A 17,015-nucleotide genomic window follows, 5' to 3' on the forward strand; every position below is an offset into this window, starting at 1 on the left:
ATGACAGCCTCAGCTATGATCATCGGCATGTTGCCGATGTCGATAGGAAATTCTCAGAACGCGCCGCTGGGCCGTGCCGTCATGGGGGGATTGTTTGTTGCCACCGTATTCACCTTGTTTTTTGTTCCTTGCGTATATGCCATTATCTACCACCGCCAGTCCGTCCGCCAGAAAGGGAGCGTCTGATATGAGTCTCTTCCGCGGGAAAGGCGTCGTCATCGCGGCGATCATCCTCATTGTGTCTTACGTGGGGTACCGGATCTATGAAAGCAAGCTCGACGCCGCCGTCCTGCGCCAAGAAACACTCGAGGGTTCCGTTCCGACCGTGGCCGTGACCTATGCAAAGCCGATCGATCCGAATGAAACGATCACGCTGCCCGGGAATATTCAGGCCTGGTTTGAGGCGCCTATTTATGCTCAGGTCTCCGGCTATGTGAAGATGTGGTACAAGGACTACGGCGCCCAGGTTAAGAAAGGCGACGTGCTCGCTGAAATCAATGCCCCAGCACTTGACGCCCAATATGCCCAGGCCAAGGCGGATCTGGATTCCGAGCGTGCGAAGTATGCACTGGCTGAACTCACGGCGAAACGCTACGTCGCGATGCGCAAGAACCACGCACTCTCGGAGCAGGCGATATCTGTCCAGCTCGCCGAGGCAAAAGCGCAAGCCGCGAAGGTCAAGGCTGCAGAGCAGAATGTCAAGAACTTCGAAGCACTGATCCGATTCAAAACAATCGTGGCGCCATACGATGGGGTAGTGACTGTGCGCAACATCAATGTCGGCGACTACGTCAATAAGGAGGGTACGATCAGCACGCCTGGCATGATCAGCAATCTCTTCACAGTGGCGGACGTTAGTATGATGCGTCTCTTTGTCAACGTGCCAGAAGCGTTTGGGCCATTCCTCGAGCCTGGCTTGACTGCCGACGTCACGGTGCCGCAATTGCCGCGCCGTCATTTCACCGCCAAGTTCCTGACAGTCTCCAGAGGATTTGACGTGAGCACAAGGACGGCGGTCACCGAATTCACGATTGACAACGAGGACCGGGCTCTATGGCCAGGCTCCTATGCCACGGTCCGCCTTACGGCTCCGGTCGAAAAGAAAGTGCTCACAATTCCATCCACTGCCATGGTCTTCCAGGAGCACGGTGCTCAGGTGGCGGTGGTGACGGAGGACGATAGCGTGCACTTCAAGCCGATCACCGTGACCAAGATCCTCGACAATTCCGTTGAGGTGCAGGAAGGGATTTCCACAAACGACCGCATTATCAACAACCCGAGTGCCGCATTGCTCGAAGGTGACAAAGTGCGCATTGTGAAGCCGGCTCCAGGCTACGATCTTGTTACGGAAGACATGCCGGAGCCAAATGAAGCTACCACCCAGGAGCCGTCTCCACAATGAAAGGCGATCACACGAAATGGCTGCCGCGGAGCGAACAAGAATGAACATTTCTCACATTGTTCGCCTTCTTGCATGGCGGAGCAGCCTTCTCATCCTGGCTCTCACGACGTCGTCGTGCAGCGATTGGCTGCCGCACGTCGATCTCGCGCCTGAATACCAACCGCCTCAATATGTCGTGCCAGCTTCATGGCATGGGGCGAGCCCCTTCGTCGAAGCGAATCCGTCGGATAGCGAGCTTCGTTCGGACTGGTGGAAGCTTTACAATGATACGACTCTGAACAGGCTCGAAGACCAGGCCATGGCGGCTAATCCCGACTTGCAGGCGGCCGCAGAGAGGTTCGTGCAGGCCCGCGATATGATGATGAAGGTCCGGTCACGACGAATCCCGCAAATCGGATTGGGCCTCGATGCCTCGAATAACAGGCAATCGGAGGAAGCCCTGTTTCGCCCTCCCAACATTCCAATCGAGGAGAGTTCCATATCGATCGGAGGTCTCGCCTCCTGGGAGCCTGACTTCTGGTCCGCCATTCGCAATGAGACGCGAGTCGAGATCTATCGTGCCGAGGAACGTGCGGCTGAGTACGGCCTCGCGCGTCTTAGCCTGCAGGCGGAAATTGCTGCGAATTACTATACACTGCGGGGTTATGATGCCCAGATTGCGACCTATAGGCAATCGATCGACCTCTACAAACGGTCACTCAATATCGTAAAGACGCAGTTTGAAGGGGCGATCGCGTCTGCTCTCGACGTGGCACGCGTGGAGTCGCTCTTATACAGCACTGAGACAAGACTCGCCCAAGTTGAGGGACATCGCCAAGTGACAGAACAATCGATCGCGATTCTGGTCAACATGGCACCAGCTGGATTCACGATCAAACCGGTCGACAACCTGCGAGTGGCGAAGTTCACGATCCCACAGACTCTTCCCTCAACCTTGCTGGAACGACGGCCGGACATAGCTGGGATGGAGCGCCAGATGGCACAGGCCAATCGAGCTATTGGCATCGCCCGTGCCGCCTTTTATCCGAATGTGTCTATTCGGGCCGGTGGCGGCTTTGAGGATGAAGGGTTCAACTTGGTGAAGCTTGCCAATAGCTTCTGGTCATATGGTTCCGCCATCGAGCTGCCGTTGTTCCGGGGAGGGTATCGTCGTGCGCAATTGCAGCAGGCCTGGTCGGTCTATCGTGAGACAGAGGATCGATACCGTTCCACGGTGCTCAATGCATTCCGCGAGGTCGAAAACAATTTGAGTCTGACGAAACAGCTGAGCACGGCGGTGAACAAGCAAGAGGCGACAGTCGGGGCGACGCTCAAAACGCAAAATCTGACCACAGAACTTTACCAGGGTGGATTAGCCTCCAGTCTCGAGCTGATCTACGCGCAGGTCGCCACGCTGCAGGCGCGCATCGAGTCCGTACAACTCAAGGCCGACCTCCTGAGGGCTTCGGTCGAGCTCATTCGAGCGCTTGGCGGCGGGTGGGACCGTAAACAACTGCCTGTTGACGAGGAGATTCAACCGTTTGGAACAATGCAATACGTAAATCTAGACAAGCCGTCTCCCGTCGGAGGAATCGATGTGAATGCGGATAATAACTGGGTGAACAATGATCTGACCAAACCTCCGGTTCCTTAAAGTGGACGCGAAATAAAAGGGAGCAGAAATACATGGTGTGCCGGAAAGAGAACAAGACCTCGACCGATTCTCTTCATTTCACTCAGATTCTCGTTCTCGGACATAGACGCATAACACGCATCACTTTAACGGTATATGCACCTTCTGTTTTTCTTCCGCAGGCTATGAGCTAGTTACAGTTCTCGGCATTCTCCCGAGCCGTTGGGTCGAGATTCTGAATCGATCACGTGCCACAGAAGGGGAGTGGTATGCTCGGGAGCATGCAAGCTCAGATCGCGATGGTGACTTCTCCTTCGCGGCGGGTTTCAACGCCTTGTCGATCTGCGCTTATGTAGGCGCTGCGTTTGACATGAAAATGTTCTGAATCCTACCATGTTTGATTGAGAGCTAATCTCCATGCGGATACACATATCGAACCTCATCGGTAATGCCCCGATCCGTACGAAATTCCTGCTGATCTCTGTTATCCCGCTGGCGGCACTTATTCTCCTCAGCGTCATGACTTACCGGACGGTGGAAACACTCTCACTCGACGAGGATCGATTAGACAATCTCTACAGAGCCCAGAAGTCGGCAGCGCAATACATGCGGTTAGTGGTCGATTTGGAGACGGGGTTTCGGGGATATGTGTTGACCGAAGAGCTGCCATTCCTTCGTCCGTATGGAGTCGCCCAGGAGGGTATCGTTGCGATTGGCAAGGATCTGGAGAGTCGGATTTCAAAGGATCAACTCCAGCAATTCAAGATCGTTCAAAAATTGGTTGCGCAATTGATGAAAGAGAAGGACGAACTTATCAGCGCGATCAAAGCCGGCCATAAAACGGATGCCATACATTACATCGAAGCGGGGCGTGGGCGGGCACTGATGGTCGAAATCAGAGAACGGATGATGAAGTTCGACCAGCTTGAGCAGCAGAGAGTGGCCGAAGAGTTGACGCTGTTGAGCGAGGATCGGACCAGGAATCTGTACGTGATTCTTTTTGGCGGGGTGCTCACGTTCGGATTTATCGTCGGCGCATTGTATTTGATTGCTCGTTCGATCACGGTGCCTCTTGTGAGCTTGGCAAAGGATGTCGGGTCGGCTGCTGATCGTGTCGTGCCTACGATCCCCGTTTTGGACAGGAAGGACGAAATCGGGGATCTGACCAGGGTGATGCACGCCATGAGTTCACAGATTCGCGGCCACCTTGATCAGGTGGAGAAATCGGAATCGGCTCTTCGCCGTGTGAATGAGAGTTTGGCGCAATCTGAATCCAGGTATCGCGGTCTCGTCGATCACGCCCCCCTGGGGATTTTCACGACCTTAGGCACGCAGGTGACGTTCAGTAACCGGTATAACCAAATCCTTGCGGGGTTGGATCCTGATGAAGAAGTGGATCCGGGGACATTTCGCGAACGAATCCATCCCGAAGATCGAGATCGGGTCCTGGCGGAGTTTGAACAGGCGGTGGGGCACGGGCGGCCACATGAAACGGTGTTTCGCTTTGTCCATCTCAACGGTGGCACACTCAAAGTGCTGAGCCGTCGCATCCCCCTCACCCATGATGCAGGACCCCGTAACATGTACGTGGGGTTCAATATCGACATCACCGCGCTGGAGGATCTTCAGTTTCGGCTCAGCCGTTCCGAAAAACTGGCAACGCTGGGACAGGTTGCAGCCGGCATTGCACATGAAATCAGGAATCCGTTGATTGGAATCGGTTCAACTGCCTCGCTGTTGGTAGATGAATTTGAGGAGTCGGACAGTCGTCGAAACGATATCAGCGAGATGCTCAAGGAAACGAAACGACTGGATCGCATCGTGAACCAAATTGTGGAATTCGCCCGTCCGCGAGAACTCGCCGTCGTCGCGTTTGCGTTACAGGATCTGGTCGAGGAAGTTCTGAAGTTGCTCGCGGTCTCATTGCAGGACAAACGGGTATCTGTAAAGCTGTCGATCCCGCCGACGTTAGGCATGTTACATGCCGACCGAGACCAACTGAAACAGGTTCTGTTGAATCTTGTGCAGAATGCCTTGGAAGCGTCTCCTGAGGAAGGCGGGGTACTCGAGATTACCGCATTCGAACTTATGCTCAAGTCTCGATCGGGCATCATGATCAAAGTCAAGGATAGCGGAAAGGGGATCCCGGCAGATCTGCTCCCACACGTCTTTGAGCCGTTCTTTACGAGAGGCAAGCCACGCGGGACGGGATTGGGGTTGGCGATCTGCCGGAATATCGTGGAAAATCATATGGGCGAATTGCATATGACCAGCGACGTTGGCAAAGGCACGGTGGTGAGCCTATGGCTCCCGTTAAAGCCGGAGACGAAGAGCGGAGAGGTGTAAGGCATGCAAGCAGTGATTTTCGTCACAGACGATGAACAGGCGATTCGCTCTTCCCTCGTCAAACGGTTGGGACGGGCGGGCCATCGTGTCGTAGGGTTCGATTCAGGTGAAGCGCTATTGCAAGGTCTAGAACATGACTTGCCCGACGTGATGTTGGTGGATCTGAAAATGCCAGGGCTGAGCGGTTTGGATACGCTGAAACGTGCGCGTCAGCTGGCACCCTCCGCCGTGATTATTGTGCTGACCGCATATGGAACCGTTGAGGATGCCGTGGAGGCCATGAAGCTCGGGGCGTACGACTTTCTGATCAAATCGGTGGATTTGGAGACGATCGATCCTGTCATCAACCGCGCCCTGGACATGTTGAAAATCCGCCGCCGTCTCGATTCTGAAAGAGAACATCATGACAGCCAATTCAGTCTGAGCAACATAGATGCCGTCAGCCATGTCATGAAGCAATTGCTCGAACAAGTTCGCGAAGTGGCCGAGAATCCAAAGTCCACGGTGATGTTGCTCGGTGAAACGGGAACGGGGAAAGAATTCCTAGCCAGGGTCATCCATCACAACGGCCCTCGTGCGGCTGGTCCCTTTATCGGGGTCAATTGCACGGCCATCCCCAGGGATTTATTCGAAAGCGAATTATTCGGGTATGAACGAGGCGCCTTTACCGGCGCAAATCAGCGGAAGCTGGGCTTGCTGGAAAAAGCCGAAGGCGGCACGCTGTTTCTCGATGAAATCGGGGACCTCGATCTGAGCATGCAGGCCAAGTTGCTGCGAGTCCTACAGGAACGCTCTTTCCGGCGACTCGGAGGAACCTCCGATATCGGAGTAGATTTTCGGTTGATTACAGCCACAAATCGGGACCTCAAGAAGGAAGTCGGTCGCGGGACGTTCCGGGAAGACCTCTACTTTCGCCTTAACGTGGTCTCATTCGAATTGCCTCCTCTACGAAAACGACCGGAGGACATTTTGCCGCTGTGCCGGAGGGCGCTCGTCCGGTACGCACAGGATTTCGGGAAAACCGTTCCAGATATCGACCAGGAAACTGCTCGATTGCTGGAAGGGTATGCGTACCCGGGAAACATTCGAGAGCTTCAGAATATTCTGGAGCGTGCCATGATTTTCTGTCATGGTCGGACCCTTACCCCCAACAGTTTACCGATTGAATTGCGTGAATCCAGCCAGCATATTGCGGTTGTAACTACGAGCGCGGTCGAGCCTGTCGTTCGAGTCGAGATGAAACTCGGGCAGCAGTCGTTGGCGGATGTGGAATCGGCTATTATCGAAGAGGTGTTGCGGCTTGCGGACTACAATAAGACTCTAGCGGCGAAGCACTTGGGGCTGACGCGGTTTGCGTTAGATCGGCGTCTTAAAAAGACGAGCGATGATCATCAATGAAGCGCAGTGTTTCTTAGCGGCATCCTAACCCCTTTTTGATCCCTTGCTTTCTTTTGTCGAAGCGCCGACAGCTTAGAGGGAATAGAATCTCTCCTGGGGTGTATTCCATTTTTATCTCGCGTGGCCGGCAAGACTGTGCCTGTAAGTCTTGTGCCATACCCATCCATAGACTAAGAGATTGATCGCCACTGCGCTTACCCCCAATCCGATCTGGATTTCCCGTGTCAAGCCATCCGGATACAAAACCGCCAGCAGGTAATGTCCAATGAAGTCTTCTCTGTAGCCAACCTCGTTGGCTTGTTGGCGTAGCCATAGTTCAAGCGGAGTCAGCGGACAGACCCATCCATTGAGTTCGACGAGCGCACCCCAAACAGCTGCAGGCAAGTGGACGAAGATGATGCGCCGCCATCGCAAAGCGAGGAATCCTCCGGCGACCACAAAGAGCACGAACATGAGATGGATGCAGAGGGTCAAATCACCAAGGAATGAGTACCACATGCTGGTTACTTCAATCCTTTCTTCATCTTGAGGCCCGGTAGGCCGGTTGTGCCGTTGCCTCTCTCATATGTTGATGGAATCCATGACAAAATCAGCGCTGAGGAACCCCGTCGTCACTCCGGAGGTGCTTTCTCGGGATCGACCTCGAGAAGTCTCAGCCTTCCGTTGGCGATATGCTCGGTCTTGTAGAGACGATTGGCGACGCGAATGGTGCCGATGAGAAGATTGTCGTTACCGACAAAGGTGAAGGTTCCCTGCGCGGGTGGTTTGAATTGACCACGGACGATCGCGGTGCCGTCGATTCGGGAAACCGTGGAGGTGATGTCTAGATCGTAGCGAGCTCCATCGAAGAGTTCGACGGTAATACGGGGATGAGGGCGGGCTGCTGCATCTTTCAAAACTGCAAACAGGGAGGGATTCAAGGCGATTTCTCTCTCTCGCAACACCCATGGCCTCGGAGGTTCCGGTTCCTGCTGGGGCGTTTGGGGCGGTGGTACGGCGCGCCAGAGTTTCTGTGGATCTGGATTATCGGCTGCCAGCGTGGTTGTGATCGTGAAACTACTACAGAGAAGTCCGATCACAGTTACGAAGATTGTCCAAAGACGGGTTGTCATCGGTCTCCTGGTCTCATGACGGGAAACTTTGTCTCATTTTACCTGTTAGCGTAGCGGTATGCGATGGCCAAAGAAGGTTCAACACCCGGGAGGATTACAGTTGGGCTGACTGCATCGCCCACTGCGCAAGGTCCGCAGGAGATTCTAGGATCTCGACCGGAACCTCATAGTAATTCTTGAGCCTTTGAGTCCGATTGGGCTTGAAGGGCTACAGAGGCTTGCGTGCCGCCACCATGCGGACAGTGATGGGAAGGATGATGCGGTGTTCCCGTCGAAAAGAGACAAAGCCTTCGAAAATCAACTGCTTCACCTGCCGCAATTGACCGGAAGATAGTTGCGCCATCAAGTTTTGGATCGGCGCGGCCAATTCCACGACGCTTCTGTAATACTCTTCCTCGGATTCATAGGACCATTCCGACAGAAATTCCTGGTCCATGCTATCGACCAGTCCTGCCTGCTCGAACAGGCCGGCCAGGTCGCCGGCTGTGGCCAGTCTGAAAATGCCCGGCGCGGTAGGGTCGGGTGGTGGAAGGTCAACAACTCGCCTGATGGCCGCCATTGACAGGCCGAGCGGCGGGTTCTTTTCCGGCGGGGCCCACACTGCAGCGGCAACCCAGCCTCCAGGTTTGAGCACACGGGCAATTTCTGCGGCGGCTTTCGGAATATCAGGAAGAAACATCAGGCAAAAGCGGCTGGTAACGGCGTCAAATGATTGCGCTTCGAAGGGCAGAGTTGTCACATCGCCGGCACGAAAGACAATGCCGGACAAACCCAATGAACGCGCCTTGCGCTTTGCCACATCAAGCATCTGTTCGGCGAGATCCATCCCCACGATACTGCCGGAAGCACCGACGGTCTGGGCCGCGAGGATTGCGGGATAGCCGGTACCGGAACCAAGATCGAGAACCTTCATTCCTTGCCGTATTCTGGCATCGGCCACGATTCGATGGTTGAGACAGGCCATCTGCACTTCGAAGAAGTGGTCCCACTTTTCCCAACCTTCCGCGACACGGTTCCAGTCTTTCTGCTGAGCTTCGATGATCGAATGCGTTGTTGCCTGTGCCATGGGTGCCTCATTGAGGAAGATAATGCGCCATCGTGCATGGAGTAGAAGCGGTATTTCAAGAGGTGCTCCCGACATAAAAGACTTCTCAAGATTTTCATGTTGGCAAGGCGGAGCAGGGGCGGCTATGGTATCGAAGAGGAGGCACGATGAGATCTCAGCTATTCGACTTGCCCGGTCATCTCTTGCTTGCAACGGTCATCTCTTGCTCCGTCCTGTTTTGGTTCGCTGCCTCAGGATTCGGCCAGGAACGTCCTGAGGTGTTGATCGTCGCGGAGGACTATCAATTCAGCGGTCCGGATCAAATTGCTCCCGGGTGGCACACCATTCGACTACAGGATCAGGGCCATGACACACATCACGTGCAGTTTCTCAAGCTGTCGGCAGGCAAAACGGCGAAGGATTTCAACGAGGCGCTGGCCGCCGACTCGACTCAGTTGCCTTCATGGGTCGTCCGTTATGGTGGAGTGAATAGCGTGATGCCGGGCAAGGAAGCCACGGCGATGCTCGATTTGGATCCGGGCGAATACGTCTTGATCTGCGGCATTCCGGACAAACGGGGGCGTCCGCATGTGATCCAGGGTATGAGTAAGGCCCTGAAGGTGACGGAAGGAGAGGAAGCGGCCCGTACGGCTCCGAGTCCGACGTTGACCCTGTTCATGAAAGAGTTCAGCTACTCTTTCGACAGGCCAATGACGGCGGGCGAACAACAAATTCTGGTGCGAAACGACGGCCGAGAAGCCCACGAGGTGCTCTTGCTCTCGCTCGAGCCCGGCGCGTCGGTGGTCGATTTCCTGGAGTTTTACAGGCCCGGGATACCGGACAATCCGGCCGGCCGTACGATCGGAGGCGTGACGGGCCTGGCGCCGGGACGGGTGGCAATTCTTCCCTTGAAAGTGGAGCCTGGGCGCTACGGCATCCTGTGTTTTCTCGCTGATCCAATCAGGCGGAGACCGCACTTCATGGAGGGTATGTGGATGGATATCGACGTGCCAGGCAGCACTCCACCGGCGACTCCATGACCTACTCCGACCTCATGCGGCTGGCAAACGGCTATGCCGAATCGAAAACTTTACTGATCGCCAACGAATTGGGTCTGTTTACCGCGCTAGGAACGAAAGCGAGGCGTGTGGACCAACTGGCGCAGTCTTGTAAAACAACGAAGGAGGGAATGCATCTACTCCTGAACGCCCTTGTCGGTTTGGATTTGCTCAGGAAGCGGAACGGCCGATACCGGAACGGACGGCTTGCCAGAACTTTTCTCGATGAACGGAGTTCTCGATCCGTTACGAATCTTCTCTGGTTACTCTCACACCACTGGTCCGATTGGACGGGGACAGCGAAGGCGATCCGCCGTGGGCGGTCCGGCTGGGCTCCGATCACGGAAACGGCCAGATTCCGCCGTAAGTTTGCGTTGGCCATGCACGAGCGGAGCCTTGTCCTCGCCCCCTTGACGATCGCGACGATTCGGTTGTCGGAAAGACCGGTGCGCCTTCTGGACCTTGGAGGAGGCCCCGGTTCCTATTCCATCGCGCTGGCTCGGCGTTATCCCAAGCTGACCGGCCTAATGGTGGACCAATCCGTATCCGTGGCCCGCTCTTTGATTGCAAAAAACGGATTGCAGAGTCGACTGGCTGTGCGTGCCGGTGATGTTTTCACCGCCAAGTTAGAAAACGAATATGATGCGGTAATGGTAGGGAACGTCCTGCACGATTTTAATGAGAATGATAATCGCCGGTTACTCAATCGTGTGCGTCAGGCGTTGAAGCCGGGAGGCAAACTGTTTATCGTCGAGTTTTTTCTCGATGAGAGCCTCGCGAAACCTGCCGAGGCCTCCGTCTTTTCTCTGGTGATGTACACATTCACGCCGGGAGGTCGTTCCTACGGATGGGGGGAGGTTGAAGGGTGGCTGAAGGACCTGGGTTTCGGACGATTTCGGCGGAGAGTGGTGAGAGGCTCCATCGGGACGCTGGAGGCAACGCGACTGGAGTGAGGTGATGATCCTTAGGTCGGCCTCCGGGCGCCGACTTCCCCATGGTACGCTTGCAGGTGACGCCTCACGGGAAGCAGGAGCCGCGGAGGGATTTTTGGAAACAGTTCACGTCCCAGCATCACAGGCCGCTGATATTTCTTCACACCTAATCCTGCCTCTGCGATCGCCCAGTAGAGATGTTCAATCCACCTCGAGCGAACGACTCTGTCCCAATAGCCGTAGAGGACGGCCGGTTCGCGGATCGTTCCTTTGAAGGCTTCCTTGAGTTCGTTCAGCAGGGCGTCTTCCGTTGCGGTTCGCCGATAAACTCCTTCTGCGACATGACTGAGGGAGATGAAATCTTGAAGGTCGAACCGTGCGTCGACGTTTTTGGTCGTGGCGCGATACTGCTCCCAGTCAGCCGTATAATGGAGTCGTTCGAGTAGCACGACGAAATCCCGCAAGATGATCTCTTCCACCGTCTCGAATTCACGTGAGACCCGAACTTTCACGAAACTCCGGCGTTCGTACGTGTGCTCGGGGAAATAGTAGATACAGGACAGTTCAACTAGCCGACCATGCTCCTCGTACTTGGGGTAGTGGAAGCCCCACTTGTCCGGGATAGAGACACCGGCGAGTTCCAGCTGCGAGCGATAGCGGGGCAAGAATGTCTCGAAGAACGGCCCCCCTGTCTCTGCGAGAGGGAGCGAGGCCAGGCTGCCGATGCCGAGCGTGAGTCGAGCGAATTTCATCCTGGTATATCCATCTGATTCCAGAACGAAGTTGAATCCACCCCAGGGCCCGACATCGAGAAGCGTGTCGATGCCTTGGGCTGCGAGGAGGTCTTCCGTTTCCATAGCCAGCCGGCGCCAAAGTTGAATGAGAGCTCCGATATGAACGTGCCGGTCCCGGAAGATCGGAGGGGGAGAAGTATTTTCCTCCGGTCGAATCCGAGATTGGAGTTTGAGGGTTTCCCACTCGATGGCCTGAGCGAGCGAGCCATGCCGATAGGCAATGGAGCCCAACAAGGATTCGCATTCCTTCGCGATGATGGTCCAGAGGTCGGTTGACGGATCTGCTTTTTCAAGCGCAGACGAAAGCTCCTCGCCCATGCCCGTGGATCCTTTGGGCGCATGCGCGTGAAGGAGGGCTTCAACGGCGGCTCGAAACAGATGATGGGCTCTGGTTGCTCGGCTCATTCAGGCCATTCTATAGCAAAGCCGTTGGACCGAGCCAAGGCCCTTCGAACAGTCGGTTACAACGTTTTCAGCGTCTCGCGCAGTTCTTTCAACTCAGCGATTGAAAGATCCAAATGTTGATCGCGCTGTGGCTGGACGTCTTTAAATTTCCACAACCGCTTGAAGATGGCTTTCAGTTCTTTCTTATGTGTGACTGCCAGGTCGTAAGCCGGGCTTTTAGCCTGAGCCTCGGTCACGCCACAACAAAATGAATTGAGCAGCGCGTGCAGCTGGTTATGGTAATCATCCAGTGCACTATCTTTGCCTTTGCCACCCTTGGCTTTGGCAGCCGTGGCTTCCATCATGTTCGTGAGGTTGATCAGGGTTTCGACGCCAGTGGCACCCTTGGCTTGGGCTGCGTAATCGGCAGCGCGCGGGTAATAAATGTAGCTGCAGCCTGTGAGACCGGCAAGCAGCATCGTCAGCGCCATCAATCCGACGGTCCGTTTCATGGGGAACCTCCTTCGGTTCAAGATGATAATCAAACATGCTGCGTAACTCACGTCAAGGGTGATTCGAGCAACTGCAAGAATACGTCAAGGATGAGGGAGTAGCCGCAGCCTCCTCGTCAGGGCCGCTCTTTTTCTTGACTGCAACAAGACTTCGAGGTCCTCGGACTATCCTCGTACCGGTCATGATGTCGCACCCAATCCATTGTGGAATCCGGATTTTCGTCTCTCCCCTTGGGGACGAGGTCCAGCCAGTTGTAGATGCAGTTGAGCAGATCCAGTCCGCGACCATAGGTGGAGTAGGTATGGTAGATCTGTTGGCCCTCGCGGTAGAAAAAGCTGGCACCTGGCATTTCGTCAGCCATGTAGGGACCGACTGTATAGTTGTAGAGCACCTGCCCGGTTTGTTCGTCATGCTCAGTGAACGACACGCCGAAGTCGAAATTGAAATCAGAGCCAAATGATGAGACCCACGGAAAGGTCCAACCCATCCGCTTCTTGAAGCGGTCGATCTGCTCAAGGGGCGCACGCGACACGACGACGAAGGATGTGTCCCTATGCGCCAAATGGATCGGAATGCCTTGGAATCCATCCGCCCAGAACGAACAGCTCTTACAACCTTGCTCCCAATCAGGACCGAGCATGAAATGATAGATGGCCAGCTGACTTTTGCCGTCAAAGAGATCTGAGAGACTCTCTTGACCGGTCGAGCTGTCGAACGAATAGCTCTTCTCGACCTTACGCCAGGGTAGGGCGCGGATCTGTGCTGTCATCTGATCGCGCTGCGTGGTGAATTCTTTTTCTCGCGCCAATAATTCCCCCCGCGCCTTGTTCCATTCTTCTTGCGAGACGACAGGATGATTCATTTGGGCCTCCTCGTTGTGTTCTTGACGGTTACCGGCTTGGCCACGCAATCCAATCCTCTTGCGATCCATTTCTGAAGTCGGGCGGCATCCTTGGTGCCGGCTGGACTCACATAGACATAGCCCCTCATGGGTCTCCCGGTGAAATCCATGGGCCTCGTGTGTGCTTCTTCTAGCACTGCGTCATGACCCTTCGGGCCAACTCGGACGACCAGGTCCTTTTTCAAGATCCCGGCAAACATCTTTCCGTTTAATAGGAAGGCGAGCCCTCCGAACATCTTTTTCTCGACCAAGGTGCGGCGACCTTTCAAGAGCTTACGGATACGTACCGCTAACTGTTCATCGTAGGCCATACGGTGAAACCCTTGCCATCGTTTCAGTGCATTCTATAGGTTTGTTGGCGAAGCATGCTATCTAAGGGTGTCCGCCATCCCGTAGTGTCTTGTGCGAAGGGAAGGCCGTGATTTCTCGAGCGAGTGTAGAGTCACGGCCTTCCCACTTCTTGGTCAGCTTCTGGCCCCACCCGTATCATAAAAGAACCGTTCATGAACGATCTTCCCGTTCCTCCATTTCGCCAGAGCGACCTGTTCAATATGTATTGGCGTGCCGTCTGTGGCGATCCAGTCGAACACAGCTTCGTAGAATGTGACATCATGGCCGATGCCCACAGCCTTCACGTGAAAACCTTTCCACTCTTTCACGCCACCCAGGAATTGCTTCTCCCGCTCGATATTAGCCTGGAGCCCCACCGTGGGGTGGTTGGCATTTTCCTGCATCGAGACGTTCACATCGTAGAATTCCAACAAGGCGTCGATAACCCGCCCCTCGCGGATATAATGCTGAAGCTCTTTCAATCTGGTTTCGAGTTCATTGGCCGCTGCCACGGACATGGGGTTTCTCCTTTCCCGGTTGAAGGTTGTCGGTAACGTCCTTACTCAAGCCGAAAACTGCTCATCGACCGGTGTATGGGCGATATGGTTGATGTAGTTGGAGATCGTCTTCAGGCCGATGTAGGTAATGATTTCATACAACCGTGTTTTGGAAATGCCATTCGCCTCGGCTTTCCGAAGGTCTTCTTCGCTCAACCAGCCGCGTTTCTCCATAATCAGCCTGGTGATCTCCACAATGTTCGCCAAGGTCTCATCTTCGGGGAGCCGTCCTGATCGAATCGCGGCGATACCCTCTGTTGAGATCCTCGCCTTTCCGCCGATCCATGCATGTGCCTCTTGGCAATAGTGGCAGTTGTTGACGGACGCGACGGTCAGTTGCACGGTTTGCTGCTCTTTGGGAGAGAGTGATCCCTTTGCTAAGGCTTGCTGTCCGCTCAGATACGCCTGAGCGGTTGGGACACTCCTGCTCATTTCCTTGATCAAATTGGGAACCCATCCATACGCCTGTTCGACTGCGGCAAAGATGGCATCGACTTGTTGCGTTGCTGCAGTTGCGGTCATGTTCAACCTCCTTATGAGTGGAAAACGGTTATCCTGCCAAGAAACACTTGCCGAATTTGAACAGGAGGAGCGGGGATCCCCTCAACCGGATCTTCCTCCGGAGCAAAGCCCACGGAAGGGCCTGGTCTTTTGCGAGAAACTTGATCCAGGTGTTGCTGTCCGCTGTAATCCGAAGGTCCGGCGTTCCCACGTGACCATCGTGCACGGCCAAGGTTTTGTTCTTGATCACGACCGTAGCTTGCCGGGATTCCTTTCCCGTGAATGTAAACTGATAGGTCGCACAGAGCTCTGCGGATTGATTCCGCTGGAACAGAATGGGCAGACCGTCCAAGAAGTTCTTAATCGATTGCGGGCGCAGGCTGTTTCCGACATGCTGCACCTGTTTGTGTGGAAACCGTTTTGTCACGTGCTGTTCGGCATCTGAGCCTCGAATAACATAGACAGGCTCCTCTTTGGACTGAAGCGGTTTTACGACGTCGGCAGTGAATGCTTTGCGACTGGTTGTAAAGGGTCCGATCACGTCCTTGCCGGCGGGACAGACTGCCAGACAGTAGGCCGCCTTGTAATTGGCGCCGTAGGATAGGCTTTGCCACATCGAAGCGGATTCCGCATCGTTCACCTTCCGGCGGTAAGCCTTCGCATTAGGACTGTCCGCTACTCGCTCGACCCATTCCGTGAATCCGCCCATGAATTCGCGGTAATTGTGGGTGTAGCAAGCTGAAAAATCGAAGTGTCCGTCGGATCCGATCGCGCCGGTCGGGCAGGCCGCGACGCAGAGCTTGCATTCGAAGCAGGGGTTGTAGTCGATTTGCGCACCGGGCGCATCGATTGCCGTATCAAGCACGATAGTGCCGAGGAGGATAAAACTGCCGAACGTCGGGTGAATGACGTTGCGGTGAATACCCATCTGACCGAGCCCCGCCGCGACAGCAACCGGCTTGTGTGACACGACCCAAAGTTTCCCCGGGAATCGATCCATCTCCATAGGAAATCCCATCGCCGGATTAACGGCGCGCACGCCCTCCCGTTCCAGGGCCATGACGATGCGACGCGCGATGTCGTTCACGTCGTCACCGGTCCGGTGAAACTCTAGATTGGCGATTGACCGTGCCGGACTCCTGATCGGTTCGCGATTCATGCGGACAACAAAACTGATCAAGGATTTGGCTTGAGGAAAACAGTCGAGGATGTCGTCGCGTTGGTCGTCGAGCTCGCGGCGGGATAATTCCACGAAGCCGACGTCGTCAGCTCCCGCCTCAACGGAGAGTGCCCGAAGCCAGTTGCTGTTCAGGACGCCGGATTGTACGAAGGGAGTAGAGCCTGCAACCTCCGGTTTTTCATGCAGCACAGGGAGTTGAGTGGTCAGCATCGAGGAACCTCCGTTATATTAATGGAACGATCGTTCCAAAAATCGGCAAAAAAATTGCCTACCCTAAGACGGACAAGCCGGTCTTCATGATATCCCGCAGAGTCTCTTCTGGGGCTCCGGCTTTGAACATCACCACGACGCCTTGCATTATGCCTGTGAGGTAGCGGGCCAGCGAGCGAGGGTCTTGCTCTTTGCGGAGCTCTCCTTGTCGCTTGGCGCGGGTGAGTGCGTTGTAAAAGGCTTCTTCCACGCGTGCGATTGAGCGCGATACGCGCAGGCCGATATCTTTTTCATGGGGCGCCAATTCCATGGCTGTGTTCGCAAGAAGACACCCGCGGCGGGACGGATCACCGAACATGCCTTCTCCCATCGTCGCAATGAACTGCTTGATCGCCGCTAACCCCGGACCAGGCTGTTCAAGCTGTTTCAATCGTTCTCCCATCAGACCCGTGCAATACCGGTCCAAGCAGGCAAGGAATAGCTGATGTTTGTCGCCGAACGTGTCGTAGAGCGAACCTCGATTGAGATCCATCGCTGTCAACAGATCATCTATTGACGTTGCTTCGTAACCCTTGTGCCAAAAGACTTGCATGGCCTTGTCCAAGGCCTCGGCAGTATCGAATTCTTTTGGTCTCGGCATCTCGATGCTCCTGTTACGATGCCTTATCACATATTGGAATGAACGGTCAAGAACATTTTCTTCCTGCGCCTTGCCGTAGCTCTGTGGCTTGACCTGACGA

18 protein-coding genes are annotated in these 17,015 nt (G+C 54.9%); 7 read left to right on the top strand and 11 right to left on the bottom strand.

The window, feature by feature from the left end:
- The 5 genes from ACWVCN_RS05800 to ACWVCN_RS05820 form a co-directional block, all read left to right on the top strand.
- Positions 1–186 (top strand): efflux RND transporter permease subunit (locus ACWVCN_RS05800; protein WP_455244591.1); only part of this gene is annotated, 186 nt, incomplete at its 5' end.
- Position 187: 1 nt separating this feature from the next.
- Positions 188–1,402: an efflux RND transporter periplasmic adaptor subunit gene (locus tag ACWVCN_RS05805; RefSeq protein WP_455244592.1), complete on the top strand. Its 1,215-nt coding sequence runs from the start codon at positions 188–190 to the stop codon at positions 1,400–1,402.
- Between the two features lie 40 nt (positions 1,403–1,442).
- A complete protein-coding gene (locus ACWVCN_RS05810) occupies positions 1,443–3,035 on the top strand; it encodes an efflux transporter outer membrane subunit (RefSeq protein WP_455244593.1) in 1,593 nt (530 codons plus the stop codon).
- Positions 3,036–3,431: 396 nt separating this feature from the next.
- Positions 3,432–5,360, top strand: coding sequence for an ATP-binding protein (locus tag ACWVCN_RS05815; RefSeq protein ID WP_455244594.1), 1,929 nt, complete (start codon positions 3,432–3,434; stop codon positions 5,358–5,360).
- A 3-nt stretch (positions 5,361–5,363) separates the two neighbouring features.
- Complete coding sequence (locus tag ACWVCN_RS05820) at positions 5,364–6,758, top strand: sigma-54-dependent transcriptional regulator (RefSeq protein WP_455244595.1); 1,395 nt, start codon at positions 5,364–5,366, stop codon at positions 6,756–6,758.
- A gap of 111 nt (positions 6,759–6,869) precedes the next feature.
- On the opposite strand, the gene ACWVCN_RS05825 is transcribed toward ACWVCN_RS05820, so the two are convergent.
- From ACWVCN_RS05825 to ACWVCN_RS05835, 3 genes are all read right to left on the bottom strand, one after another.
- The gene (locus ACWVCN_RS05825; RefSeq protein WP_455244596.1) at positions 6,870–7,256 is read right to left on the bottom strand and encodes a DUF2784 domain-containing protein; all 387 of its coding nucleotides are present in this window, start codon (positions 7,254–7,256) and stop codon (positions 6,870–6,872) included.
- 113 nt (positions 7,257–7,369) lie between these two features.
- Positions 7,370–7,870 (bottom strand): hypothetical protein, encoded by a 501-nt coding sequence (locus ACWVCN_RS05830; protein WP_455244597.1) that lies wholly within the window; start codon positions 7,868–7,870, stop codon positions 7,370–7,372.
- A gap of 208 nt (positions 7,871–8,078) precedes the next feature.
- The gene (locus ACWVCN_RS05835; RefSeq protein ID WP_455244598.1) at positions 8,079–8,936 is read right to left on the bottom strand and encodes a class I SAM-dependent methyltransferase; all 858 of its coding nucleotides are present in this window, start codon (positions 8,934–8,936) and stop codon (positions 8,079–8,081) included.
- 146 nt (positions 8,937–9,082) lie between these two features.
- Between ACWVCN_RS05835 and ACWVCN_RS05840 the strand changes: the two genes are divergently transcribed.
- Together ACWVCN_RS05840 and ACWVCN_RS05845 are read left to right on the top strand one after the other, a co-directional pair.
- Positions 9,083–9,955: a hypothetical protein gene (locus ACWVCN_RS05840; protein WP_455244600.1), complete on the top strand. Its 873-nt coding sequence runs from the start codon at positions 9,083–9,085 to the stop codon at positions 9,953–9,955.
- Positions 9,907–10,926, top strand: coding sequence for a methyltransferase (locus tag ACWVCN_RS05845; protein ID WP_455244601.1), 1,020 nt, complete (start codon positions 9,907–9,909; stop codon positions 10,924–10,926). Before ACWVCN_RS05840 ends, ACWVCN_RS05845 begins: the two co-directional genes overlap by 49 nt.
- An 11-nt stretch (positions 10,927–10,937) precedes the next feature.
- On the opposite strand, the gene ACWVCN_RS05850 is transcribed toward ACWVCN_RS05845, so the two are convergent.
- From ACWVCN_RS05850 to ACWVCN_RS05885, 8 genes are all read right to left on the bottom strand, one after another.
- A complete protein-coding gene (locus ACWVCN_RS05850; protein WP_455244602.1) occupies positions 10,938–12,017 on the bottom strand; it encodes a hypothetical protein in 1,080 nt (359 codons plus the stop codon).
- A gap of 143 nt (positions 12,018–12,160) precedes the next feature.
- Entirely contained in the window at positions 12,161–12,595 is a 435-nt protein-coding gene (locus ACWVCN_RS05855) for a hypothetical protein (RefSeq protein WP_455244603.1), read from the bottom strand.
- 116 nt (positions 12,596–12,711) lie between these two features.
- Positions 12,712–13,458 (bottom strand): DUF899 domain-containing protein, encoded by a 747-nt coding sequence (locus ACWVCN_RS05860; protein WP_455244604.1) that lies wholly within the window; start codon positions 13,456–13,458, stop codon positions 12,712–12,714.
- On the bottom strand, positions 13,455–13,808 hold the full coding sequence (locus ACWVCN_RS05865; RefSeq protein WP_455244605.1) for a TfoX/Sxy family protein: 354 nt from the start codon (positions 13,806–13,808) through the stop codon (positions 13,455–13,457). Before ACWVCN_RS05865 ends, ACWVCN_RS05860 begins: the two co-directional genes overlap by 4 nt.
- Positions 13,809–13,961: 153 nt before the next feature.
- On the bottom strand, positions 13,962–14,345 hold the full coding sequence (locus ACWVCN_RS05870; RefSeq protein WP_455244606.1) for a hypothetical protein: 384 nt from the start codon (positions 14,343–14,345) through the stop codon (positions 13,962–13,964).
- A gap of 45 nt (positions 14,346–14,390) precedes the next feature.
- Positions 14,391–14,906: a carboxymuconolactone decarboxylase family protein gene (locus ACWVCN_RS05875; RefSeq protein ID WP_455244607.1), complete on the bottom strand. Its 516-nt coding sequence runs from the start codon at positions 14,904–14,906 to the stop codon at positions 14,391–14,393.
- Positions 14,907–14,934: 28 nt separating this feature from the next.
- Complete coding sequence (locus ACWVCN_RS05880) at positions 14,935–16,275, bottom strand: SCP2 sterol-binding domain-containing protein (protein ID WP_455244609.1); 1,341 nt, start codon at positions 16,273–16,275, stop codon at positions 14,935–14,937.
- A 58-nt stretch (positions 16,276–16,333) separates the two neighbouring features.
- Positions 16,334–17,015: TetR/AcrR family transcriptional regulator (locus ACWVCN_RS05885; RefSeq protein ID WP_455244611.1), on the bottom strand; the 682-nt coding region annotated here is incomplete at its 5' end.

The sequence above is a fragment of the Petrachloros mirabilis genome, from assembly GCF_975968855.1.